Genomic DNA, 22,863 nt, shown 5'->3' with positions numbered 1-22,863 from the left:
TTCCTTTCGGGCACGAGGGTTCGGACTGATGTCCGCTGTGCGGCCAGCCCCGAGTGGCGCAAGTGTGGTACCGGTCACGAGTCGTGTCAAGAGCGTGTTTCCGGGCAGTGAATCGAGCGTTGACACGCCCGGTGCGGTGACGCAAGCTGTCTCGGCGGACATGTGTCCGCAGAACGGGCGGAAACATGGTGCAGCAATCGACGGGGCCCCTGGCCGGCCTGCTCGTCGCGGACTTCTCCCGGATCCTCGCCGGGCCGTACGCGACGATGCTCCTGGCGGACCTGGGCGCACAGGTGATCAAGGTGGAGAGCCCCGGTGGCGACGACACCCGCACCTGGATGCCGCCCACCCGCGACGGCGTCTCGACGTACTACCTCGGCATCAACCGCAACAAGCGGTCGGTCGCCCTGGACCTGAAGAACCCGGACGACCTGACGGCCGCGCAGGAGCTGGCCCGCCGCGCCGACGTGATGATCGAGAACTTCCGGCCCGGCGGCCTCGCCCGGTTCGGCCTGGACTACGACACCGTCACCGCCGGCAACGACAGGATCGTGTACGCGAGCATCAGTGGCTTCGGCACCGGGGCCGGCGCCGACTTTCCCGGCTACGACCTGATGGTGCAGGCGATCTCCGGGCTGATGAGCCTCACCGGCGAGCCCGACGGGCCGCCGTACCGGGCCGGCATCTCCGTCTTCGACGTGATGGCCGGGCTGCACGCGAGCATCGGCATCCTCGCCGCGCTGCATCACCGGGGCGCGACCGGTAAGGGTCAGCACGTCGAGGTCAATCTGCTCAGCTCCGCGCTGTCCGGCCTGGTCAACCACTCCAGCGGCTACGTCGCCGGCGGCACCGTCCCGTTCCGGATGGGCAACGCACACCCCAGCCTCTTCCCGTACGAGCCGCTGCCCACCGCCGACGGCGAGCTGATCGTCATCGCCGGCAACGACGGGCAGTTCCGCAAGCTCTGCCAGGGGCTGGACCTGCCCGACCTGCCCGACGACCCACGCTTCGGACGCAACCAGGACCGCACGGCCAACCGCGAGCAGCTGCGACCCCTGCTCGTCGAACGCCTCGCCAAGCGCACCAAGGACGAGTGGTTCCGCGACCTGCTCGCCGCGGGTGTCCCCTGTGCCCCGATCAACACCATCGACGGCGGCGTGGCGCTCGCCCAGGAGCTCGGGCTCGACCCGGTGGTCGCCGTCGGCGACGTGCCCGGCGTCCGCAACCCCATCACCTTCTCAGACACCCCGGCCCGGTACGAGCTGCCGCCGCCCGGGCTCGACGAACACGGAGAGGAGATCCGCGTGTGGCTGAAGAGGTGAGCTTCCCGACCGGGATCGGCACGTCCGACCCAACCACCATCTCCCTGCTCGGGCAGGACCTGGCCGCCGACCTGATGGGCCAGGTCGGCTTCGGCGAGCTGGCGTACTGGCTGGTGGCTGGCCGCCGCCCCACCCGGGGTGAGGTACGGGTCTTCGAGGCGGTGCTGGTGGCGCTCGCCGACCACGGCTTCACCCCGACGGCCATCGCGGCCCGGCTGACCTACCTGTCCGCGCCGGAGTCGCTGCAGGGCGCGCTGGCCGCCGGCCTGCTCGGGGGCGGCTCCCGCTTCCTCGGCGTCACCGAGGACTGTGGTCGCTTCCTCGCCGACACGCTCGCACAGGCCGGCGACGTCACCGACTACGACGCGGTGGCGCTCGACGCGGTCACGCGGGCCAAGCAGGAACGCCGGCTGGTTCCCGGGCTCGGGCACCCCGTGCACAAGGAGCAGGACCCGCGCACACCCGTCCTGATCCGGATCGCCACCGAGGAGGGCCAGTACGGCCCGTACCTGCGGCTGTTCGAGGCGATCGGACGGGTGCACCCCCAGGTGCTCGGGCGGACCCTCCCGCTCAACGGCGCCGGCGTCTGCGGCGCGGCGCTCGCCGACCTCGGGCTTCCCGTCGAGATGCTGCGCGGTTTCGCCCTGCTGGCCCGCGCGGCGGGGCTGCTCGGGCACCTCGCCGAGGAGCGGCGGCGGCCGCTCGGCATGGACATCTACCGCACCGTGGACCGCAACGCCGTCTACGAGACCTGAGACCCCTCCACTGCAGCGAAAGGAGCGGAATGGCCACCGTCGTCGCGGTCATCGCCTCCACCCACCACCCCTTCTACTACCGGGCCAGCACGGCCACCGGCGAGGACCGGCCACCGTTCGCGGACGAGTGGACCAGCAAGATCCTGGCGTTCCGTGAGACGTTGACACGGGCCAGGCCCGACGTGCTGGTGATGGTCGGCTCGGACCACTTCCACCAGCTCTGGCTGGACAACATGCCGCAGTTCCTGGTCGGCAAGGCGCCCAGCTACGACGCCAACTGGTACAACGAGGAGCGCGAGTTCGGGCTGCCCCGGATGCTGCTCAAGGGCCAGGAGGACCTGTCCGGGCACATCCTGCGGGCCGGACTCGACTCCGGTTTCGACCTGGCGTTCAGCAACGAGCTGCGCATCGACCACAGCATCACCTGCCCGATCATCACGCTGCGGCCCGAGGCCGACCTGCCGATCGTGCCGATCTACACGAACATCTTCGCGCCACCGCTGCCGCAGCCGAAGCGCTTCGTCCAGCTCGGCCAGGCCATCCGGGAGATCGTCGAGTCGTGGCCGTCGCACCTGCGGGTGGCCGTCATCGGCACCGGCCACCTCTCGCTGGAGCTGGGCGGCCCCCGCCAGTTCGGCCCGCAGGGCCCGGACCCGGAGTTCGACCAGCGGGCCGTCGAGTGGATCGCCAACGGCGACCTCGACGGGTGCCTGCGCGAGGTGACGTTGGACAGCCTGCACTCGCCCGGCAACGCCACCCACGGCTTCATGGACTTCATGCTCATGATGGGCGTGGCCGGGGCTGGCGTGAAGGCCGACTACGTCGACACCCTCGACCTGTTCCACACCATGGAGGCGTACTTCACCTGGTACCGGAACGGAGCACCGGCGGCATGAGCAAGTACCTGCTGAACAAGTTCCTCTTCATGGTCGACCGCGACCCCGAGCTGGTCGAGCGCTACCGCAGCGAGCCGCGCGAACTGGTCGCCTGGTGGGAGGCCGAGTGCGCCAACACCGTGCTGAACTGCCACAGCGGCGAGGCGAGCACCTGGCTGCGCTTCGACGACGTCGAGCGGGAGGCCCTGGCCACCCACGACCACGTGAAGCTGTTCGAGCTGGGCGCGCATCCGTTCCTCACCCTGACCCTCTTCATCGCACTCTTCGAGAGGGACAACACCGAGCCGCTGGAGTACCAGAAGTCCTACGGCGCGCGGCTCGCCCACTTCGCGATGCCCTACCCGGACATCGCGACGTGATTCGCGCTGCCCTGCTCAGCGCCTGCGGCACTCCACCGACGATCGCCGAGCGGCCGGCCCCCGTGCCGGCCGACGGCGAGGTGACCGTCATTGTCGAAGCCGTGCCGATCACCCCGCTGGACGTGCTCTGCGCAAGCGGTACCAGCTACTTCGGCACGCCGGCGACCCCGTACGTGCCCGGGGTGCAGGGAGTCGGCCGGCTCACCGACGGCACCCCGGTGTGGTTCGGCACCTCGGCCGGGATGAGGTCCGGGGTGGACGGCAGCATGGCGAGCACCGTCGCGGTGCCGAGCGCCGACGTGGTGGCGCTGCCGCACGACGTACCTCTGACCCTGCTGGCGGCCCTGGGGCTCTCCGCCGTCGCCGCGCACGCTGCCCTGACCCACGCAGGTCGCCTCGCGGCCGGCGAACAGGTCGTCGTGCTCGGCGCCGGAGGTGTGGTCGGGCAGGCAGCCGTCCAACTGGCCCTGCTCGGCGGGGCACGCCGGGTGATCGCCGTGGCCCGCTCCGCCGCGGCGCGGGCCCGGGCCGAGGACCTTGGCGCCGCGGTCTCCATCCCGCTGCTCCCGGACGACAACGTGGCATCCGTGGCCGACCGGCTGCGACAGGCCGCCGACGGCCCCGTCGACCTCGTCCTCGACCCGGTCTTCGGCGTCCCCGCCGCGGCGGCACTGCGGGTGCTGCGCCCCGGTGGTCGTCTGGTCAACCTGGGCAGCGCCGCCGGCGCGACCGCCCCGATCGAGTCCGCGGTCCTGCGCAGCGGCTCGTTGCGAATGATCGGCTACACCAACAACGGGCTGTCGGCCGACCAGCGGGCGGCGTCGCTGACCGAGGTGGCCGGGCACGCGGCCGCCGGCCGGCTCACCGTCGACCACGAGATCGTGCCGTTCGCCTCGGTCGCGGACGCCTGGTCCCGGCAGGACGGCGGCACCGCGGCCGGCCGAGTCGTCCTGGCGCTCTGACCGGGCCCGGCCCCAGCCAGGGATCGCGAGTCCCTGGATGAACCGCACCTGGTTGGGGCTCGGCGCCGGTGCGACGGTCGGTCCATGACACCTTCCACCTACACCGTCACCGGTCACTGGATCGGTGGCGGGATCGTCGCCGGCTCGGCCGGCACCCTTCCCGTCGTCAACCCGGCGACCGGTGACATCGTCGCCGAGACCCCGGCCGGCACGGCCGCCGACGTCGACCGGGCGGTCACCGCCGCCCGCGCGGCGCTCCCCGGCTGGGCGACCACCACACCGCGGCAGCGGGCCGACGTGTTGCGCGCCGTCGCCGCCGGTCTCGCCGCCCGGCAGGAGGAGATCGCCGGAGCGATCACCGCCGAGATGGGCTCCCCGATCGCCATGTCCCGGACCGCCCAGGTGGGCTTCCCGGCCGCGGTGATCGAATCCGTCGCCGGACTGGCCGACGAGTTCGCCTGGACCGAGGAGGTCGGCAACTCGCTGATCGTCCGCGAGCCGATCGGCGTCGTCGGCGCGATCACGCCGTGGAACTTCCCGTTGCAGCAGGTCGTCTCCAAGCTGGCGCCGGCGCTGCTCGCGGGGAACACGATGGTCTTCAAGCCCTCCGAGAACGCCCCGCTGACCGCGCGGATCCTCGCCGAGGTCACCGCCGAGGCGGGCGTGCCGGATGGCGTCTTCAACGTCGTGTACGGCACCGGCGCGGTCGTCGGCGAGGCCATGTCCGCGCACCCGGACATCGACATGATCTCCTTCACCGGCTCCACCCGCGCCGGAAGGCGGATCTCGGTGGTGGCCTCCGAAACCGTCAAGCGGGTCGCGCTGGAGCTGGGCGGCAAGGGCGCCACCATCATCCTCGACGACGCCGACCTGCCGACGGCGGTTGGCAAGGGCGTCATGATGGCGTTCGCCAACGGCGGGCAGGTCTGCGGCGCCTGGCCGCGCATGCTGGTGCCCGCCTCCCGTCAGGACGAGGTCGTCGCGCTGGCCGTCGAGGCGGCGAAGCAGTACACCGTGGGTGATCCGACCGACGAGGCGACCGGGATCGGCCCGTTGGCCTCCGAGGCGCACCGGCAGAAGGTCGTCGGTTACATCGAGCGGGGCATCGCCGACGGCGCCCGGCTCGTGTTCGGTGGCCCGGACCGGCCGGAGGGCCTGGCGAAGGGCGCCTACGTCCAGCCGACGATCTTCGCGGACGTCGACCCGACCTCCGTGATCGCCCAGGAGGAGATCTTCGGCCCGGTGCTGACGATCATCCCCTACGCCGACGAGGAGGAGGCGGTCGCCATCGCCAACGGCACGCTGTACGGGCTCACCAGCGGCGTCTTCGGCGAGCCGGAGCACGCGCTGGCGGTCGCCCGGCGGCTGCGGGTGGGTCAGGTGGACGTGAACGCCGGTCAGTGGAACCCGCTGGCCCCGTTCGGCGGCTACAAGCAGTCCGGCAACGGCCGCGAGTTCGGCCGGATGGGCCTGGAGGAGTTCCTGGAGACCAAGTCCATCCAGCGCTGAGCGCCGGACAACCGCCCGCCCGCACCGTCGGTTGGGTCCGCCCGCTACCGCACCCTCTGCGCTCTTTGCTCTGCTTCACCGGGCGCACCACCTCCTGTCCGGATACCGGACGTCCGGTGTTGCGTGGGGTGAAGCAGAGCAAAGGCGCGGTGCAGGGGGTCGTCTCCTCGGGGCGCGGAACCCGTGCAGGAACATCGCACCCGGGCTCGCGGGTTGCACTCGACGTGCCGGTCACCGCCGGCAACCCACCGATCGGAGACACCGTGGACCGCGCCCAACTCGCCAGCTTCCTGCGGACCCGCCGCGAGGCGCTCCAGCCCGAGGACGTGGGGCTGCCGCGGGGCCAGCGACGGCGTACCGGAGGGTTGCGGCGCGAGGAAGTCGCCGCGCTGAGCGGGATGTCCACCGACTACTACAGCCGGCTGGAGCAGCAGCGCGGGCCGCACCCCTCCGAGCAGATGCTCGCCGCCCTGGCCCGCGGCCTGCGGCTCTCCCTCACCGAGCGGGACCACCTGTTCCAGCTCGCCGGGCACGCCGTCCCGCACCGGACCGTCCGTGCCGACCACGTCAACCCGGGCATGATGCGGATCCTCGACCGGCTGCAGGACACCCCCGCCCAGGTGGTGAACCACCTCGGCGAGACCCTGGCACAGACCGCGCCGGCGATCGCGCTGCTCGGCGACGAGACCCGACACACCGGGCTGGACCGCAGCCTGCACCACCGCTGGTTCACCGACCCGCAGACCCGGCGGATGCACCCGGCGCAGGACCACGCGACGCAGAGCCGGCTCCTCGTGGCACACCTGCACGCCGCGTACACCCGTGACGGCCGCGGCTCGCGGGCGGCGGCGATCGTCGAATCCCTGCTGGCCACGAGCGACGAGTTCGCGCAGCTGTGGCGCGAGCACCCGGTGCCGGGCGGCTACTGCCCGCCCAAGCACTACCTGCACCCCGAGGTGGGGCCACTGGAGCTGCACTGCCAGACCCTGGTCGATCCCGACCAGTCCCAGACGCTGCTGGTCTTCACCGCCGTACCCGGGTCGGAGAGCGACGAGAAGCTGCGGCTGCTCTCCGTCATCGGCGCGCAGCAGGTCTGAGACGGCTTCCGTCAGCTCTTCAGGAACGCGAGCAGGTCCTTGTTGACCTGGTCCTGCATCGTCGACGTGATGCCGTGCGGGGCACCCGGGTAGTAGATCTCCTTGGCGTTCGCGACGAGCTGCGCGGTCTTGTGCGCCGAGTCCTTCACCGGCACGATCTGGTCGTCCTCGCCGTGCATGACCAGCGTCGGGATGTCGAACTTCGCCAGGTCGTCGCGGAAGTCGGTCTCGGAGAACGCCTTGATGCTCTGGTACGCGTTCCACAGGCCGGACTGCATGCTCCACAGCCAGAACTGGTCGAGGATCCCCTTGGACACCTTCGCGCCCGACCGGTTGGCGCCGTAGAACATCAGGGCCAGGTCCTGGTAGAACTGCGACCGGTCGGCGAAGAGCTGGGCCCGCAGGTCGTCGAAGGCGCTGATCGGCAGGCCCTCCGGGTTGTCCGGGCTCTGCACCATGATCGGCGGTACGGCCGAGATGAGCACGGCCTTGGCCACCCGCCCCGTGCCGTGGCGGCCGATGTAGCGGGCCACCTCGCCACCCCCGGTGGAGTGACCGACCAGCGTGACGTCCCGCAGATCCAGCGCCTCGATGACCGCGGCCAGGTCGTCGGCGTACCCGTTCATGTCGTTGCCCGAGCGGGGTTGGCTGGACCGGCCGTGGCCGCGACGGTCGTGCGCGACCACCCGGAACCCGTTCTGGACGAGGAAGAGCATCTGCCCGTCCCAGGCGTCTGCGCTCAGCGGCCAGCCGTGGGAGAAGGTGACGACCGGTCCCTCGCCCCAGTCCTTGTAGTAGATGTCGGTGCCGTCCTGCGTGGTGAGGTAGCTCATGCCGATGCCTCCTGGTCATGGGACGGGAATCGGACGGACGGCTGCGGCAGGCCCGGTCCTTTCCCGATGCTAGGTGCGACCACCAGAGGGCCGGGCGACATCGCCCGAATGCGCGTCACGGCCGCGGGTACGCGTGATCCACGAAGTGGGCGAATGACCGACCCGATCCGATTCCCCACCAAGATCGCCGTGCTGCTCCGCAACGACCTGGTGGGCTGGCAACGGCTGAACGTCACCGCCTTCCTCGTGAGCGGTGTGGCGAACGCCGAGCCGGAGCTGCTCGGCGAGGAGTACCGCGACGCCGACGACGCCGCGTACCTGCCGATGTTCCGCCAGCCGGTGCTGGTCTTCGCCGGCGACCGGGCGGTGCTCTCCGCCGCGCACGCGCGAGCGCTCGGCCGGGGGCTACGCCTCTCGATCTTCACGTCCGAGCTGTTCGCGACCGGTAACGACCGGGACAACCGGGCCGCCGTGCGGGCGGTCGGCCGCGACAAGCTCGACCTGGTGGGGTTGGCGCTGCACGCCCCGGCACCGTGGTGGACAAGGTGCTCAAGGGCGCGACCATGCACGCCTGACCACGTCGGGGGACGGAGCACAGCACCGTGCACTGGCTGTTCAGGTGACGTTCCGGTGGGGGTTCCACTGTGGTGATCGGCGGGCGCTTGCATCGGCCCGGCGGTAACGGCCGCCGACTTGATGCTGGAGGCAATGTGCGTACCACTTCCACAAAGGCCCGGGCCGTCGCGTCCGCGGCGGCGGCGATCTCGCTGCTCGCGGCGGCGCCGGCGCTCGGGGCGCCGGCGCACCCGACCCCCGGACACGCGGGCACGGGGGCGAGCTGCGCGCCGGACGCCTCGCTGCTCGGCTTCTCCGACGCCCTCGACAAGACCACCTTCCGAGGCACCTCCGTCGCCGGCCTCTCCGCGCTGACGGTCGCCCGCCCGGGCCGCGCCCTGGCGCTGGTGGACAACATCGGCACCACTCCCGCGCGGGTCTACGAGCTGGGCCTGGACACCGACCGGCGCCGAGTGGACGTGGGTGTCCGCGACGTCACCGTGCTCACCCGCCCGGATGGCACGCCGTACACCGGCGCCGACTTCGACGGTGAGGGGCTCATCGCCGAGCGAGGCGGGGCCACGATCCTGGCCAGCTCGGAGCGGGAGCCGTCGATCCGCCGGTTCCGGCTCTCCGACGGTCGCGAGATCGCGTCGCTGCCGGTGCCGGACCGGTTCCAGGTCGCCCCGGCTGGCGAGGCCGCGGTCAACCAGACCTTCGAGGCACTGGCCACCACGCCGGACCATCGGGTGCTCTACGCCGGCATGGAGGGCCCGCTCGCCGCGGACGGTCGCGACGCTGAGGGCCGCGGCCGGCACCGGATCATCCGGTACGACGGCCGCGAGGGTGGAACGTACGTCCCGACCCTCCAGTACGCCTACCGGACGGACCCCGACCTCAGCCTGGTCGAGCTGATCGCGCTCGGCGACGACCAACTGCTCTCCGTGGAGCGCGGTTTCACCACCGGGGTGGGCAACACGGTCCGGGTGTACCGGGTCTCCGCCACCGGCGCGCCGGACGTCGCCGCCGCGCCGACCCTGTCGACGGTGACCGACCCGCGGGCCTGGCTCGGCAAGGAACTGCTGGTCGACGTCGCCAACTGCCCGCCGTCCGGCGCGACCACCAAGCAGCCGCAGCCCAACCCGCTGCTGGACAACATCGAGGGCGCCGCGCTCGGCAGCCACCTGCCGGGCGGCCGCCGCGAGCTGTACCTCATCTCCGACGACAACGGCAGCGCCACCCAGACCACCCGGGTGTACTCGCTGTCGGTGAAGCTGCGGCCCCAGGTGACGCTGCAGGACCGGGCGCTGTTGTCGGCGACCGCGTACCAGCCGGGCCCGATCTCCGGCACCCAGCTCGCCACGAACCCGGTCAACGGGATCACGGCGCCCTTCCCCGGCCAGCCCATTCCCGGCTTCTCCGCGGTGATCCCGGCCCAGCCGGGTGACCGCTCCGGCAGGCGGCTGCTCGCCATGCCGGACAACGGATTCGGCGCGAAGACCAACTCGGCCGACTTCCTGTTGCGGGCGTACGAGATCGAGCCGAACTATCACCGCCAGGGCGTGTCGGTCCGTGGGCACATCAGCTTCCGCGACCCCGACCACAAGGTGCCGTTCCCGATCGTCAACGGCGACACCCGGGATCGCCTGCTGACCGGCGCGGACTTCGACATCGAGTCGCTGGCCCGCGACGCGCGCGGCAACCTGTGGATCGGCGACGAGTTCGGCCCGAGCCTGATGCGCACCGACAGGACCGGAAAGGTGCTGCAGGCGCCGATCCCGCTGCCGGACGGGACCAGGTCCCCGCAGTCGCCGGATCTCGCCCCGGGTGAGACCCCGACCCTGCGTGCCAGCAACGGCTTCGAGGCGATGGCGGTCAGCGAGGACGGTTGGACCCTCTACCCGATCCTCGAAGGCGCCCGGGTCAACGACCCGGACCAGCGCCGCAGGGTCGTCTACGAGTTCGACGTACGGCACAACCGGTACACCAACCGCACCTGGTCGTTCCGGGTGGACGACCCGTCCCTGCTGGTCGGTGACGCGGCGGTGCTCGACGGCCGGCGGTTGCTGCTGATCGAACGGGACAACGGCATGGGCCAGCAGTCGCTGGTCAAGCGCCTGGTGGTGACCGACCTGGACGAGGTGGGCGCGGACGGCTACCTGCCGCGGCGGACCGTGGTCGACCTGATGCACATCGCCGACCCGAAGGGGGTCTCCACTCCGGCCCGCCCGGGCGAGTACGGCGTCGGCCCGCTCTTCTCGTTCCCCCTGCAGTCGGTCGAGTCGGTGCTGCCGCTCGGCGGTGACCGGGTGCTCGTCGCCAACGACAACAACTTCCCGGGCAACGACGGTCGCATCCCGGGGCGCGCGGACGACACGGAGCTGATCGTGATCGACGTGCCCGGCCTGCGGTAACCCACCTGGCCGAACGGCCCCCGGCGCGACCGCGACGGGGGCCGTTCGCGCACGCGGGTCATCGACGGCGGCAGGACATTGATATCGATGCGCGTGACTGTAATGATTAACAGACTTTACAGTTGTGTCGGCCGCCCGGAAGGACCCAGACATGGCGCGACGATTGGCCGGGGCCACTCCCGGCCGGCCCCGTATCCGATTGACGGCCGCGCTCGTCGCAGCCGTGCTCGCCGTACCGTCAAGCCTGGCGGTCGGCGCCTCGCCCGCCAGGGCGGCCGCGACCGGCGCCATCACTGGGTACGGCGGCAAGTGCGTCGACGTGGCCGGCGCGAACCCGGCCAACAACACCCCCGTGCAGCTCTACACCTGCAACGGCTCCGATGCCCAGCAGTGGACGGTGGCCGACGACGGCACGATCAGGGCGCTCGGCAAATGCCTCGACATCGCCGCCGGCAGCACCGCGAACGGAGCCCGGGCGCAGATCTACGACTGCAACGGCACCGGAGCGCAGCAGTGGTCGTCCAGCGCCGGGCAACTCGTCAGCCCGGCCTCCGGCAAGTGCCTCGACGCGACCGGCCCCAGCTCCGCCGACGGCACCCCGCTACAGATCTGGAGCTGCACCGGCACCGCCAACCAAGCGTGGACGTTGCCCACCGGCGGTGGCACCCCGCCACCGTCGGGCGGCTTCACACACCCCGGGGTGTTGGTCAGCCGGGGTCAGCTCGACTTCGTCCGCGGCCGGGTGCAGGCCGGAGCACAGCCGTGGGCGTCGGCCCACAACCAGATGATGAGCAGCCGGTACGCCTCCCTCTCGCGAACCCCCGCACCGCGCGCCGTGGTGGAGTGCGGCTCCTACTCCAACCCCAACAACGGCTGCACCGACGAGCGTGAGGACGCGATCGCCGCGTACACCGACGCGCTCGCCTGGTACCTCACCGGGGACGCCCGGTACGCGCAGAAGTCGATCCAGATCATGGACGCTTGGTCGGCCACGATCACCGCGCACACCGGCAGCAACGCGCCGCTGCAGACCGGGTGGGCCGCCTCGGTCTGGCCCCGGGCCGCCGAGATCATCAAGTACACGTACACGAGCTGGCCCAACGCCAACCGGTTCGCCACCATGCTGCGCACCGTCTACCTGCCGATGGTCCGCAACGGCTCGAACAGCAACGGCAACTGGGAACTGACCATGATGGAGGCGACGGTCGGCATCTCGGTGTTTTTGGAGGACCGGGCCGTCTACGACGCGGCGGTCACCCGCTTCCTCAACCGCGCCCGGGCCTTCGTCTACCTGCCCAGCGACGGCGCCCTGCCGTACACGATGCCCGGCAGCGGCCTGGACACCAGTGCGGAGATCATCGGGTACTGGCACGGCCAGTCCACCTTCGTCGCGGGCCTCGCCCAGGAGACCTGCCGCGACTTCGTGCACACCGGGTACGGGATCTCCGCCATCTCCCACGTCGCGGAGACCTCCCGCATCCAGGGACGGGACCTGTACCCCCAGGTCGGTGAGCGGTTGCGGCAGGCGCTCGGCCTCCACTCGCGTTACCAGCTCGGCGAGGCGCCGCCCTCCTGGCTCTGCGGCGGCAGCCTCACCCGCGGCCTGGGCCCGATCACCGAGGTCGGCTTCAACGCCATGAGCAACCGGTTGGGCCACGTCATGACCAACACGCAGACCCTCACGCTGCAACAACGCCCCGCCGGCAGCAACAACCTCTTCGTCGCCTGGGAGACGCTGACCCACGCCGGCAACCCCAACTGAGTGCGCCCCGGCGGGTCGGTGCCGAGCAACCCCGACACCGACCCGCCGCAACGCTCAGCCATCGGCTCCCAGGGCCACCACCGGGCTGACCCGCGACGCCCGCCGGGCCGGCAGCACCCCGGCCAGCGCGGTCAACGCGACCAGCGCCGCGAAGAGCCCGACCAGCGGCAGCACCGGCAGGGCCAGCGGCGCGTTGATCCCCAGCACCTGAACCGCCAACCAGGCGTACGGGACGCCGAGCAGCAGGCCGATGGTCGCCCCGATCACCCCGTACAGGCCGGACTCGACGGTCAGCATGCCGCCCAGGCCGGGCCGGGACAGGCCGACGGCGCGGAGCAACCCGGACTCGCGTATCCGCTCCACCACCGACAGCGCGGTCGTGGAGCCCACCCCGACCACCGCGATCAGCACCGTCAGGCTGACCAGGCCGACGGCGATCCAGAGCAGGCTGTTCAACACCTCGTCGTTGCGGTCCCGCTCGTCGGCGAGCACCGCGAGGCCCACCCCGTCGCTGCCACCGATCGCCTGCCGCAGCGCCTGCACCCCGGCGGTGCGGCCGTCCTCGCCGGAACGGGCCGCGTCGGCCAGCAGACCGCTGTACGCCTGCGGCGCGCCCAGCCGGTCGAGGTCGGCGCGATCGGTGAGGATGCCCGCGTACAGGGGGCCGTGGTCGGGCAGGACGGCGGCCACGCGTACGTCGACGGTCTTCCCGCCGAGGGCGAGCGTCGTGGTGTCGCCGGCCCGCAGCCCGGAGTCCCGGGCGACCCAGCTGCCGAGCACGATCCGGCCGGGTCCCCGATCGGCCAGCGTGCCCTGCGCCACGTCCAGGTCTTCGGTGGTCGGCAACGCCGGCAGGTCGAGGTCGATCGTCGGGTAACCGGACTCGGCGCTGCCGAGCCGGTCGCCGCCACGCATCAGCGCGACGCCGTCGACCCGCCGGTACGGCACCACCCGGGCCAGTGCCCCGCGTGCCGCCTGGGCGCGCGTCCCGACGGCGGCCGGCAGTGCCTCACCGTTGGTGACGGTGACCTCGAAGTCGGCCGGAGCGGACAGCGCCATCTCCCGGTCGGCCAGGACCCGCATGGACGCGCCGCCGATGACGACACCCGAGATGAGGGTCACGCCGAGCGCGACCACGACCGAGACCGCGGCGGCGCGGCGTGGCGTTCCCCCGATCCCGCCGACCGCCAGTCGGCCGAGCGGCCCGAGCTGGCGCAGCGGCCAACCGACCACGGCCAGCACCGGGCGCACCAGCAGCGGCCCGAGGGCCACCAACGCGAAGAACGCCAGGGTGCCGGACCCGACGAGCAGGAGCAGACCCGGCATCGGGTCGTAGGACTCCTGATCCGGCCTCGGCAGCCGGCTCACCGTCGCGACGCCCGCCAGCACCGCGCCACCGGCCAGGAGCAGCCCGAACACGAGGCGCGGGACCCCGATGCCGCGCCGGGCGGCGATGACACTCGCCACCCGCAGCGCCTCCAGCGGGGAGACCCGGGCGGCGGAGAACGCCGGCGCCAGAACCGCCAGGACGGTGAGGACCACGGCGCCGACCACCACCGCCACGGCCTCCGTCAGTGGCACGCCCGGCGACGAGACCGCCTTTCCGGAGGCGCGCAGGACCGCCGGGAGGGCGTGCCCGGCAGCGAGGGCGGCGGCGACCCCGACGACGCCGGCGACCAGCCCGGTCAGGGCACCCTCGGCGACCAGCGCCGCCACCAGGGTGGCCCGGCCGGCGCCGACCGCCCGCAGCAGCGCCAGCTGCCGCATCCGCTGGGCGAAGACGATGCGGAAGGTCGAGGTGACCACCAGCGCCGCGGCGACGACCGCCACCGCGACGAAGATCCCGACCAGGGAGAACAGCCGCCCGACCTGCTCGGCCTCCGCGTCGGCCTCCACCTGGCGGACCTCGTCGCCGGTGCGCATCGGCAGACCGGCCGGCAGCGCCGCGGCCACCCGTTCCCGCACGACGTCCACCGACGCGCCGGGGGCCACCCGCACGTCGATGCGCTCCAGCGGGGTCAGGCCACCCCACGCGGTCACGACGCTGTCCGGGGCGTACGCGTTGAAGCCGCCGTCGGTGGGTGCCTCGACCAGGCCGGTGACGGTGAGCCGGGTGGGCGTGGTCAACTCACCGCCCGTGCCGCTGGTCACCGTGCCGATCGAGAGACCCAGCCGCTCGACGGTTCGCGGGCTGACCGCGATCTCGCCGGGAGCGTCGGGGTAGCTGCCCTGCAGCAGCCGGACCCTGGCCAGCGGACCGGTGCCGGGGTCGGCCTGCAGGTTGAGGTACCCCTCCCCGAGGGACACGCCGAGGGTCAGCCGGCCGACCGCCTCGGTGACGCCCGGCACGGCGCGGACGCGCTGCAACGCCGCCACGCTCGGCGGCGGCTGCTCCGGATCACCGATCACCAGGTCGGTGGCGGCGGAGGTGCCGCTGAGGTTGTCCAGCGCGGTCCGTTCGGTGATCTGCTGCGCCAGGATCGTGCCGAAGACGACGAACGACGCGACCAGGATGGCCAACCCGGTCAGGATCAACCGGCCGGGGCGTCGCGCCGCGGCGCTGACCTGGGTGCCCAGCACCGTCGCCCTCACGCGCGGGCCGCCAGATCACGCAGCGCGTCGGTGACCGAACCCTGGTCCGGGTTGTCGATCTCGCCGGCGACCCGGCCGTCGGCGAGCAGCACCACCCGGTCGGCGTACGCGGCGGCGATCGGGTCGTGGGTGACCATGACGACCGTCTGGCCGAGGTCGCGGACCGAGTCACGCAGGATCGTGAGCACCTCCGCTCCGGAGCGGGAGTCGAGGTTGCCGGTCGGCTCGTCGGCGAAGACCACCTCGGGACGCGACACCAGCGCCCGGGCCAGCGCCACCCTCTGCTGCTGGCCGCCGGACAGCTCGCTGGGCCGGTGCCCGAGCCGCTGGCCGAGCCCCAGCACGTCCACCAGGTGGGCGAGGAGGTCAGTGTCGGGTTGCCGGCCGGCGAGATCCAGCGGCAGGGTGATGTTCTGCACGGCGGTGAGCTGCGGCAGCAGGTTGAACGACTGGAAGACGAAGCCGATCCGGTCCCGGCGTACCCGGGTCAGCGTCCGGTCCGACTGGCCCGTCAGCTCCGTCCCGCCGAGCAGGACCCGGCCGGAGGTGGCCGTGTCCAGGCCGGCGAGGCAGTGCATCAGCGTCGACTTGCCGGACCCGGAGGAGCCCATGATGGCGGTGAACTGAGCCCGGTCGAAGCCGACCGAGACCCCGTCCAGGGCACGGACCGCGGTGTCGCCGCTGCCGTACACCTTCACCAGGTCGACCGCGGCGACGGCGGCCTGGCTGGTTCCCGGCGGGGCATGGGTCTTCATTGTTCCTCCAGTGACTTCGACAGTGACCGGAAGAGCCTCGCCCCGCCGGGCCGGTGGCCGCATCGGCCCACGGTCGGGGATCGCAGGGGCCTGGTCTGTCTTTCGGCCGATCCGCCTCCACCGGGAGCCTGGCTACGCTGGGTCACGATGAACGCGCCGGGATTCTCGACATGGTGGGTACGCCTGGGCCAGCTCGCCGGTCTGGCGGCGATGGCCCTGCTCGGCCTCTTCGACCTGCGCTTCGGCCTGGCCAGCGGGATGAGTACGGCCTCCGTTCTGCTCCTCCTGGTGCGGGTGGGGCTGGCGATGTCGACCGCGCTGGTCTGGCTGCCCGTGCACCGGCAGGGCTCCCGCCTGTTGCCGGTGGCGGCGCTCCTGCTGGGCGCCGCCTCACTGGCCGTCACCGGCGGTATCGTCCTGCTGACCCGGGGTGGAGCGACGCCGATCGGCGGCACCTGGGGTCTTGCCGAGTCCGCGGGGTTGTTGGCGGTGGTCTTCGTGGTGGCCCGGCGGGGCTCGCCCCGGCTCGCGCCGTGGGCGGCGGTGGTCACCGCCCTCGCCGCCGCCGCGGTGCCGCTGCGCGCCGGCACCGAGAACGTCTACGTGATCTTCGGGCTGCTCCAGGCACTCGCCGCGGCCGGCGCCGCCGCCGGCGGGATCTACCTGCGGGTGGTCGCGGCCGGGCGGGACCGGACGATCGCGCTGGTCCGGGCCGAGCAGCGCGCCGAGTTCGCACGCGACCTGCACGACTTCATCGCCCATCACGTGACCGGCATCGTGGTGCAGGCGCAGGGCGCCCGGTTCGTCGCCGAGCAGGACCCGCAGCGGGTGATCGTCGCTCTGGAGCAGATCGAGCGCGCCGGCGCCGAGACGATGGCGTCGATGCGGCGGATGGTGGGTGTCCTGCGCAATCCGGACGCCCCGCCGGACGCGCCACTCGCGCCACTGGCCGGCGTGGCCGATCTGGCTCCGTTGCTCCAGGGCCACAACGGCGCGACGAACGCGCCCGCCCGGCTGCACGTCGACGGGCCGCTGGACGGGCTTCCGGTGGAGGTCTCGTCGTCGGCGTACCGGGTGGTGATGGAGGGGCTGACCAATGCCCGCCAGCACGCGCCGGACGCGCGGTCGGTGGACGTCTCCGTGCGCCGTACCCCGGACTGGCTGCTGATCCGGGTGGCCGACGACGGCACGGCACCGCGCACCGCGCCGGCCCGGGGGCACGGCTTCGGGCTAATCGGCCTCACCGAGCGGGTACGTGCCCTCGGCGGCACGATCACCGCCGGTCCCGGCGTCGCCGGCGGCTGGGTGCTCGACGCGGCGCTGCCACTGCACAGGGTGGGGGTCCGATGATCCGGGTCCTGATCGCCGACGACCAGGCGATGGTGCGGACCGGCTTCAGCATGATCATCGGGGCGCAGCCGGACATCGAGGTGGTCGGCGAGGCCGCCGACGGGATCGCCGCCGTCGAGCTGGCCCGGCGCCTGCGCCCGGACGTGGTGCTGCTGGACATCCGGATGCCCCGCCTCGACGGCCTCGAGGCGCTGCGGCTGCTCGCCGGGCCAGGCGTCGCCGACCCGGTCAGGGTGGTCGTGGTGACGACGTTCGATCTCGACGAGTACGTGCACACGGCGCTGTCCAACGGCGCCTGCGGTTTCCTGCTCAAGGATTCCGGGCCGGCGCTGCTCGTGGAGGCGGTCCGCGCCGCCGTCTCCGGGGACGCGCTGATCAGCCCGTCCATCACGGTACGGCTGCTGGAGCACCTCAGCCCGCCCGCCCCGGCGCGGGACGACGCCGGCCTGTCCCCGCGCGAACTCGACGTCGTGAAGCTCGTCGCCCGGGGCCTGACCAACGCCGAGATCGCCACTCGGCTCTTCATCGCCGTCGGCACGGTCAAGACCCACCTGGCGAGCGTGCAGATGAAGCTCCCGGCGCGGAACCGGGTCGAGATCGCCGCCTGGGCCTGGGAACGCCGTCTCGTCGGCTAGGTCGGGCAGCCGGGCACGTATCCCGGGGGTATGTGGTTGGGTCAGCGCCTTTGGAGCTGATGTCGTCAACGATTCAGCCGCACGGTCTGGTCGCGCGATGTCGCAAACGGTTCAGCTCCACAGGCAACGATCGGACCATCGCCCGCCGTCGGGGGTCTGGCGCGCGCGGCGACATCTTGCGACGCTGACGGTCGTGTATGACTACGACCTGGTGGTGCTGGGCTCCGGACCCGGTGGTCAGAAGGCGGCGATCGCCGCCGCGAAGCTCGGCAGGCGGGTCGGCATCGTGGACCGCCGCGACATGATCGGTGGGGTGTGCATCAACACCGGCACCGTGCCCTCCAAGACGCTGCGCGAGGCCGTGCTCTATCTGACCGGGCTGAGCCAGCGGGACCTCTACGGCAGCAGCTACCGGGTCAAGGAGGAGATCACGGTCAGCGACCTGGCCGCCCGGACCCAGCACGTGATCACCCGGCAGACCGACGTCATCCGCAACCAGCTCGCCCGCAACCGGGTTGCGATGATCACCGGCACCGGCCGGTTCGCCGACGCGCACGCCATCTGGGTCGACGGCGGTTCCGGGCGCGAGTCGAAGGTGACCTTCGACAAAATCATCATCGCCGCCGGCACCCGCCCGGCCCGCCCGGACAGCGTCGACTTCGACGACCGGACCATCGTGGACTCCGACGGCGTCATCAACCTCCAGGCCGTACCCCGCAGCATGGTCGTGGTCGGCGCCGGCGTGATCGGCATGGAGTACGCGTCCATGTTCGCCGCGCTCGGCACCAAGGTGACGGTGGTGGAACGCCGCGACCGGATGCTCGACTTCTGCGACGAGGAGGTCGTCGAGTCGCTCAAGTACCACCTGCGCGACCTGTCCGTGGCGTTCCGCTTCGGCGAGGAGGTCGCCGCCGTGGAGAAGCACCAGACGGCGGCGCTGTGCATCCTGAAGAGCGGCAAGAAGATCGTCGCCGACACCGTCATGTACTCGGCCGGACGGCAGGGCCAGACCGACGACCTGGCCCTGGAGGCGGCCGGGCTGGAGGCGGACAGGCGCGGCCGGATCGCGGTCGACGCCAACTACCGCACCCCGGTGGAGAACATCTACGCGGTCGGTGACGTGATCGGCTTCCCGGCGCTCGCGTCCACGTCGATGGAGCAGGGCCGACTGGCCGCGCAGCACGCCTGCGGCGAGCCCATCCGGGAGATGCACGGCCTGCAACCCATCGGCATCTACACGATCCCGGAGATCAGCTTCGTCGGGCAGACGGAGGCGCAGCTCACCGACACCTCGACGCCGTTCGAGGTGGGCATCGCGCGTTACCGCGAGCTGGCCCGCGGCCAGATCGTGGGCGACTCGTACGGCATGTTGAAGCTGCTCGTCTCCCCCGACGACGGTCGACTGCTCGGCGTGCACGTGTTCGGCACGGCCGCCACGGAGATCGTCCACATCGGCCAGGCGGTCATCGGCTGTGGCGGCACGATCGACTACCTGGTCGACGCGGTGTTCAACTACCCGACGCTGGCCGAGGCGTACAAGGTGGCCGCCCTGGACGCGTCCAACAAGATCCGCAACATCACCCGCATCGACGGCTAGGAGTCGCGTGGTGTCAGTGCCCAGGACGGGCGCCAGGCCGTCCCGGGCAACGGTGTCAGGCTTGCGACGTGGTTGATGATCGCCCGAAGCCCCGGGTGGGGATTCGTTCTGGGGAGCATGAGCGAGAGCGGGTAGGCGAGCGTCGGGTTCACGATCGGGATGCGGCGCAGGTCGTGGTTCGTCGGCCAGATGTAGCGGTCGCGCGCGCCGACGAGGGTGGCCACGTCGGCGGAGTCCGCGAGGGCGTCGAGGAGCACCTCGTTGCCGAAGTTCGGGCCTGCCGCGTCGATGCGGAGGTCGAAGGCGGTGGCGAGCTGATCGTAGAACTCCCCCCATTCGCTGCGGGGCACGATGCCCGGCACCCAGATCCGGAGCCCGCGCAGCTGCGGTGGTGTCAGTGTTCGCGCGGAGGCGAGCGGATGCCGGGGGCCGACGAGGAGTTCCAGCGGGGAGTCGAAGGCGTGGATCATCCGCACGTCGCGCGGCAGCGTGGCCGGATCGGTGACGGTGCGGAACGAGGCGTCGACATCGCCTGCCTGGACGGCGGCGGCCGCCACGTGCGGGTCGTCGACCCGGAGGGTCACCACGTCGAGGTCGGTTCCGGGATGTGACCGCCAGTAGTCGTGCAGAACGACGGCCTGCGCGCTGCGCAGGCCCAGAACGTCGATCCGCAGGGCTCGCGAGCCCGGCCGGACCGCGGTGACGGCGCGATCGACGCCCGCGACGATGCTCCGGGCGTGTGGGAGGAACGCCTGGCCGTCGAGCGTCAACTCGACCCCTCGGGCGGTACGGGTGAACAGGCGAACCCCCAGCTCGCGCTCCAGGGCGGCGATCCGCTTCGAGACCGCCTGCTGTGTCACGCCCAACTCGTCGGCCGCGTGTTGCAACTGGCCGAACTCGGCCGCCCGGACGAACGACCGCACCGCCTCGGTGTCCACCGGTCGAGCATAGGCCCGCCCAACTGATGGTTGTGGCTCGCCGACTGCCGGTTGTTTGATCCTGCTCCCGTCCGTCAGATGTGATGCAGCGGCCCACACATCGGTTGTCGCGGAGGGATCGGGTGCGAGTGAGGCTGGGGTCAAGTTTCGGCTTGCTGTGGTCGGCCTACGCCGTCAGCACGTACGGCACGTGGATCGCCTTCGGAGCGCTGCCGCTCATCGCGGTTCGGGTGCTGCACTCGTCGGCGTTCGCGGTCTCGCTCCTGGAGGCGGCCGGGCTTGCCGTCGCGGCGATCATCGCGTTCCCGCTCGGGCCGTGGGTCGAGCACCGGTCCAAGCGTCCGGTGATGATCGCGATGGACCTGACCCGGTTCGTCGCGATGGCGAGCATTCCGCTCGCGTACGGCCTCGGTGTGCTGTCCTACGGCCACCTGCTGGTCGTCTCGGTCGTGTCCGGAACCGCGAGCATCGCCTTCACGGCGGCATCCGGCGCGTACCTGAAACACCTCGTCCGCGGCGAGAACCTCCTGGTCGCGAACGGGAGATTCGAGGGCACGAGCTGGGTGGCGACCGCGGCCGGGCCACCCCTCGGCGGCGCGCTCATCGGGCTGCTCGGCCCGGTCGTCACCATCACGGCCGACGCTCTCAGCTACCTGCTGTCGGCGCTCGGCGTCCTGCGCATCCGCGGAGGCGACGTCGCAACACCCCGCGACCCGACCACCGGATTGCGCGCAGCCGACCTTCTCGGCGGCTGGCGGGTCATCCTCCACGACCGGGCACTCCGGCGCCTGTTCCTCAACTCGATCCTGGTCGGCGGCCTGATCATGGCCACCGTGCCGCTCCTGGCCGTCCTCCTGCTGCGTGACTACCACTTCCCGGCCTGGCAGTACGGTCTCGCCTTCGGCATCCCGGCACTCGGCGGCTTCGTGGGCGCCCGCCTCTCCGCACGCCTCGTGCGACGCTACGGCCGGTACCGGGTCATGACCCTCTCGGGCTGGCTCCGATCGCTCTTCCCGCTCGGTCTCGCGTTCGTCCATCCCGGTTTCACCGGACTCCTCACCGTGATCATCGTCGAGTGCCTGCTGATCACCTGCATGGGCGTCTTCAACCCGATCCACGCCACCGAACGCCTGCACAGGACTCCCGCCGACCATGCCGCCCGGGTGCTCAGCGCGTGGAGTGTCAGCAGCAGACTCGTGCAGGCCACGCTCATGGTGGTCTGGGGCGTCCTCGCCACGCTGACCAGCCCTCTCGCCGCGATCACCATCTCCGGGGTCCTCCTGCTCGCCACCCCGCTCCTGCTGCCCGGACGGACGCACCTGGTCGATCCCGAGCCCGCCCTGTCGGCCGAACGCGTCCCGGCCGCCTGACGCGCCGCACCGCCCGGGCCGTCCGGTTGTGGGCTTCGACGTATCTCCATATAGTGCTGCCGTAACCGGTTCCGGACCGACAGGAACGGATCGAGGAGCATGGCCAACGGTCGACTGACAGCCAGGGAGATCGCCCGCCTGGCCGGCGTGTCCGTCGCGACGGTCTCCCGCGTCTCCAACGGCACCGGGCAGGTCTCCGAGGAGACCCGCCGCCGGGTGCTGCGAGCCATCGAGGAGCACGGGTACCGGCCACACCACCTCGGGCAGGCACTGGCCGCCCGTCGCCACGGCGCCGTGGGCCTGGTCTTCCCGGGGCTGTCCGGCCCCTACTTCTCGGAGCTGATCCAGGGCTTCGAGTCGGAGGCCGTGAACGCCCGTACCAGCGTGCACATCCTCTGCACCCACCTGCGCGCCGACTCCGACGCCGAGGTGATCGAGATGGCGCACCGGGTGGACGGCCTGGCCGTCCTCGGTGGCACCCTCTCCGACGAGACGCTGGAGGAGCTGGCCGGCATGCTCCCGGTCGTGGTCCTGGCGGGTGGAGGACCACCCGGCGTACCGGCCGTACGGGTCGAGAACACCGACTCGACGACGGCCCTCACCCGACACCTGCTGGTCGACCACGCCCTGCGCCGACTCGACTTCGTCGGCAACCCGAGCGGGTCGCCCGACGTGAGCGATCGCTGGGCGGGCTTCCGCGAGGCACACCGGCAACTGGGGCTGCCGCTGCCCCGCGCGCCGATCCGCGTCGGGTTGCAGCAGCCCGACGGGGTCTTCGCCGCCGAGCAGCTGCTACGCCGGAGCATCCGCCCGCAGGGCATCGTCTGCGCCAACGACGAGACGGCCCTCGGCGTGCTCGTGGGCGCCACCGGTCACGGGCTCCGGGTGCCGCGGGATCTCGTGATCACCGGCTTCGACGACACCCCGATGGCGGCCCTCGTCACCCCCGGGCTGACGACCGTACGGCAGCCGGTGCGCGAGCTGGCCGCGCAGACCGCGCGCCTGCTGATGCAGGTGGCCACCGGCGCCGCCGACCGCACCGGGCCGACGCTGGTGCTGCCGACCGAGCTCGTCCTCCGGGGCAGCTGCGGCTGCGCGGCGACCACCACGTCCGGCTCCAGACAAGGAATCGCCATGACCGGCCTCACGTGAGGAGCCTCCC

General features: G+C 71.9%; 18 protein-coding genes and 1 pseudogene. 15 read left to right on the top strand and 4 right to left on the bottom strand.

The features are described from left to right. Nucleotides 1-185 precede the first annotated feature (185 nt). The 7 genes from ACTWLT_RS10495 (at nucleotide 186) to ACTWLT_RS10465 (ending at nucleotide 6,900) form a co-directional block, all read left to right on the top strand. Nucleotides 186-1,322 (top strand): CaiB/BaiF CoA transferase family protein, encoded by a 1,137-nt coding sequence (locus ACTWLT_RS10495; protein ID WP_445318158.1) that lies wholly within the window; start codon nucleotides 186-188, stop codon nucleotides 1,320-1,322. Further along, nucleotides 1,307-2,077, top strand: coding sequence for a citryl-CoA lyase (locus tag ACTWLT_RS10490; RefSeq protein ID WP_445318157.1), 771 nt, complete (start codon nucleotides 1,307-1,309; stop codon nucleotides 2,075-2,077). Before ACTWLT_RS10495 ends, ACTWLT_RS10490 begins: the two co-directional genes overlap by 16 nt. A 29-nt stretch (nucleotides 2,078-2,106) precedes the next feature. Then, nucleotides 2,107-2,973 carry a DODA-type extradiol aromatic ring-opening family dioxygenase gene (locus ACTWLT_RS10485; RefSeq protein WP_445318156.1) on the top strand — a complete coding sequence of 289 codons (867 nt, stop codon included), beginning with the start codon at nucleotides 2,107-2,109 and terminating at the stop codon, nucleotides 2,971-2,973. Then, the gene (locus tag ACTWLT_RS10480) at nucleotides 2,970-3,332 is read left to right on the top strand and encodes a hypothetical protein (protein ID WP_252415357.1); all 363 of its coding nucleotides are present in this window, start codon (nucleotides 2,970-2,972) and stop codon (nucleotides 3,330-3,332) included. Before ACTWLT_RS10485 ends, ACTWLT_RS10480 begins: the two co-directional genes overlap by 4 nt. Continuing rightward, complete coding sequence (locus ACTWLT_RS10475; RefSeq protein ID WP_445318155.1) at nucleotides 3,329-4,294, top strand: quinone oxidoreductase family protein; 966 nt, start codon at nucleotides 3,329-3,331, stop codon at nucleotides 4,292-4,294. The genes ACTWLT_RS10480 and ACTWLT_RS10475 overlap by 4 nt, the downstream gene beginning before the upstream one ends. 84 nt (nucleotides 4,295-4,378) lie before the next feature. Then, complete coding sequence (locus ACTWLT_RS10470) at nucleotides 4,379-5,803, top strand: aldehyde dehydrogenase family protein (RefSeq protein WP_445318154.1); 1,425 nt, start codon at nucleotides 4,379-4,381, stop codon at nucleotides 5,801-5,803. A gap of 263 nt (nucleotides 5,804-6,066) precedes the next feature. Further along, nucleotides 6,067-6,900, top strand: a complete 834-nt coding sequence (locus tag ACTWLT_RS10465; protein ID WP_445318153.1) for a helix-turn-helix transcriptional regulator — start codon at nucleotides 6,067-6,069, stop codon at nucleotides 6,898-6,900. Nucleotides 6,901-6,911: 11 nt separating this feature from the next. Here the strand turns inward: ACTWLT_RS10465 and ACTWLT_RS10460 are convergent, their stop codons facing one another. Continuing rightward, the gene (locus tag ACTWLT_RS10460; RefSeq protein WP_445318152.1) at nucleotides 6,912-7,733 is read right to left on the bottom strand and encodes an alpha/beta fold hydrolase; all 822 of its coding nucleotides are present in this window, start codon (nucleotides 7,731-7,733) and stop codon (nucleotides 6,912-6,914) included. Nucleotides 7,734-7,886: 153 nt separating this feature from the next. On the opposite strand from ACTWLT_RS10460, the pseudogene ACTWLT_RS10455 reads away from it, so the two are divergent. The 3 genes and pseudogenes from ACTWLT_RS10455 (at nucleotide 7,887) to ACTWLT_RS10445 (ending at nucleotide 12,464) form a co-directional block, all read left to right on the top strand. Next, nucleotides 7,887-8,308, top strand: a pseudogene (locus ACTWLT_RS10455) (DUF2000 family protein). A 135-nt stretch (nucleotides 8,309-8,443) separates the two neighbouring features. Then, nucleotides 8,444-10,702 (top strand): esterase-like activity of phytase family protein, encoded by a 2,259-nt coding sequence (locus tag ACTWLT_RS10450; RefSeq protein ID WP_445318151.1) that lies wholly within the window; start codon nucleotides 8,444-8,446, stop codon nucleotides 10,700-10,702. 151 nt (nucleotides 10,703-10,853) lie between these two features. Continuing rightward, entirely contained in the window at nucleotides 10,854-12,464 is a 1,611-nt protein-coding gene (locus tag ACTWLT_RS10445; protein WP_445318150.1) for a lectin, read from the top strand. Nucleotides 12,465-12,518: 54 nt separating this feature from the next. Here the strand turns inward: ACTWLT_RS10445 and ACTWLT_RS10440 are convergent, their stop codons facing one another. Continuing rightward, complete coding sequence (locus ACTWLT_RS10440; protein ID WP_445318149.1) at nucleotides 12,519-15,056, bottom strand: FtsX-like permease family protein; 2,538 nt, start codon at nucleotides 15,054-15,056, stop codon at nucleotides 12,519-12,521. Further along, entirely contained in the window at nucleotides 15,053-15,811 is a 759-nt protein-coding gene (locus ACTWLT_RS10435) for an ABC transporter ATP-binding protein (protein WP_445318148.1), read from the bottom strand. The genes ACTWLT_RS10440 and ACTWLT_RS10435 overlap by 4 nt, the downstream gene beginning before the upstream one ends. A gap of 147 nt (nucleotides 15,812-15,958) precedes the next feature. Here ACTWLT_RS10435 and ACTWLT_RS10430 point away from each other — a divergent pair, with 147 nt between their 5' ends. The 3 genes from ACTWLT_RS10430 (at nucleotide 15,959) to sthA (ending at nucleotide 19,393) form a co-directional block, all read left to right on the top strand. Continuing rightward, on the top strand, nucleotides 15,959-17,161 hold the full coding sequence (locus ACTWLT_RS10430; protein WP_445318147.1) for a sensor histidine kinase: 1,203 nt from the start codon (nucleotides 15,959-15,961) through the stop codon (nucleotides 17,159-17,161). Further along, complete coding sequence (locus ACTWLT_RS10425) at nucleotides 17,158-17,796, top strand: response regulator (protein ID WP_252415345.1); 639 nt, start codon at nucleotides 17,158-17,160, stop codon at nucleotides 17,794-17,796. The genes ACTWLT_RS10430 and ACTWLT_RS10425 overlap by 4 nt, the downstream gene beginning before the upstream one ends. Before the next feature lie 193 nt (nucleotides 17,797-17,989). Continuing rightward, entirely contained in the window at nucleotides 17,990-19,393 is a 1,404-nt protein-coding gene (sthA, locus tag ACTWLT_RS10420; RefSeq protein WP_445318146.1) for a Si-specific NAD(P)(+) transhydrogenase, read from the top strand. On the opposite strand, the gene ACTWLT_RS10415 is transcribed toward sthA, so the two are convergent. Continuing rightward, nucleotides 19,390-20,331 carry a LysR family transcriptional regulator gene (locus tag ACTWLT_RS10415; RefSeq protein ID WP_445318145.1) on the bottom strand — a complete coding sequence of 314 codons (942 nt, stop codon included), beginning with the start codon at nucleotides 20,329-20,331 and terminating at the stop codon, nucleotides 19,390-19,392. The genes sthA and ACTWLT_RS10415 overlap by 4 nt on opposite strands. 122 nt (nucleotides 20,332-20,453) lie before the next feature. Between ACTWLT_RS10415 and ACTWLT_RS10410 the strand changes: the two genes are divergently transcribed. Both ACTWLT_RS10410 and ACTWLT_RS10405 read left to right on the top strand, forming a co-directional pair. Beyond that, entirely contained in the window at nucleotides 20,454-21,701 is a 1,248-nt protein-coding gene (locus ACTWLT_RS10410; RefSeq protein ID WP_510182480.1) for an MFS transporter, read from the top strand. 99 nt (nucleotides 21,702-21,800) lie between these two features. Next, entirely contained in the window at nucleotides 21,801-22,853 is a 1,053-nt protein-coding gene (locus ACTWLT_RS10405) for a LacI family DNA-binding transcriptional regulator (protein ID WP_445318143.1), read from the top strand. Nucleotides 22,854-22,863 lie beyond the last annotated feature (10 nt).

This window comes from Micromonospora yongxingensis, assembly GCF_052601155.1.
This window is presented reverse-complemented; position numbering and strand designations above follow the sequence as displayed.

What these genes read in the sequence shown, in the direction of transcription:
- ACTWLT_RS10495 (WP_445318158.1), top strand. Translation starts at nt 186, where the DNA reads ATGGTGCAGCAATCGACGGGGCCCCTGGCCGGCCTGCTCGTCGCGGAC.
- ACTWLT_RS10485 (WP_445318156.1), top strand. Translation starts at nt 2,107, where the DNA reads ATGGCCACCGTCGTCGCGGTCATCGCCTCCACCCACCACCCCTTCTAC.
- ACTWLT_RS10480 (WP_252415357.1), top strand. Translation starts at nt 2,970, where the DNA reads ATGAGCAAGTACCTGCTGAACAAGTTCCTCTTCATGGTCGACCGCGAC.
- ACTWLT_RS10470 (WP_445318154.1), top strand. Translation starts at nt 4,379, where the DNA reads ATGACACCTTCCACCTACACCGTCACCGGTCACTGGATCGGTGGCGGG.
- ACTWLT_RS10460 (WP_445318152.1), bottom strand. Translation starts at nt 7,733, where the DNA reads ATGAGCTACCTCACCACGCAGGACGGCACCGACATCTACTACAAGGAC.
- ACTWLT_RS10445 (WP_445318150.1), top strand. Translation starts at nt 10,854, where the DNA reads ATGGCGCGACGATTGGCCGGGGCCACTCCCGGCCGGCCCCGTATCCGA.
- ACTWLT_RS10435 (WP_445318148.1), bottom strand. Translation starts at nt 15,811, where the DNA reads ATGAAGACCCATGCCCCGCCGGGAACCAGCCAGGCCGCCGTCGCCGCG.
- ACTWLT_RS10430 (WP_445318147.1), top strand. Translation starts at nt 15,959, where the DNA reads ATGAACGCGCCGGGATTCTCGACATGGTGGGTACGCCTGGGCCAGCTC.
- ACTWLT_RS10425 (WP_252415345.1), top strand. Translation starts at nt 17,158, where the DNA reads ATGATCCGGGTCCTGATCGCCGACGACCAGGCGATGGTGCGGACCGGC.
- ACTWLT_RS10405 (WP_445318143.1), top strand. Translation starts at nt 21,801, where the DNA reads ATGGCCAACGGTCGACTGACAGCCAGGGAGATCGCCCGCCTGGCCGGC.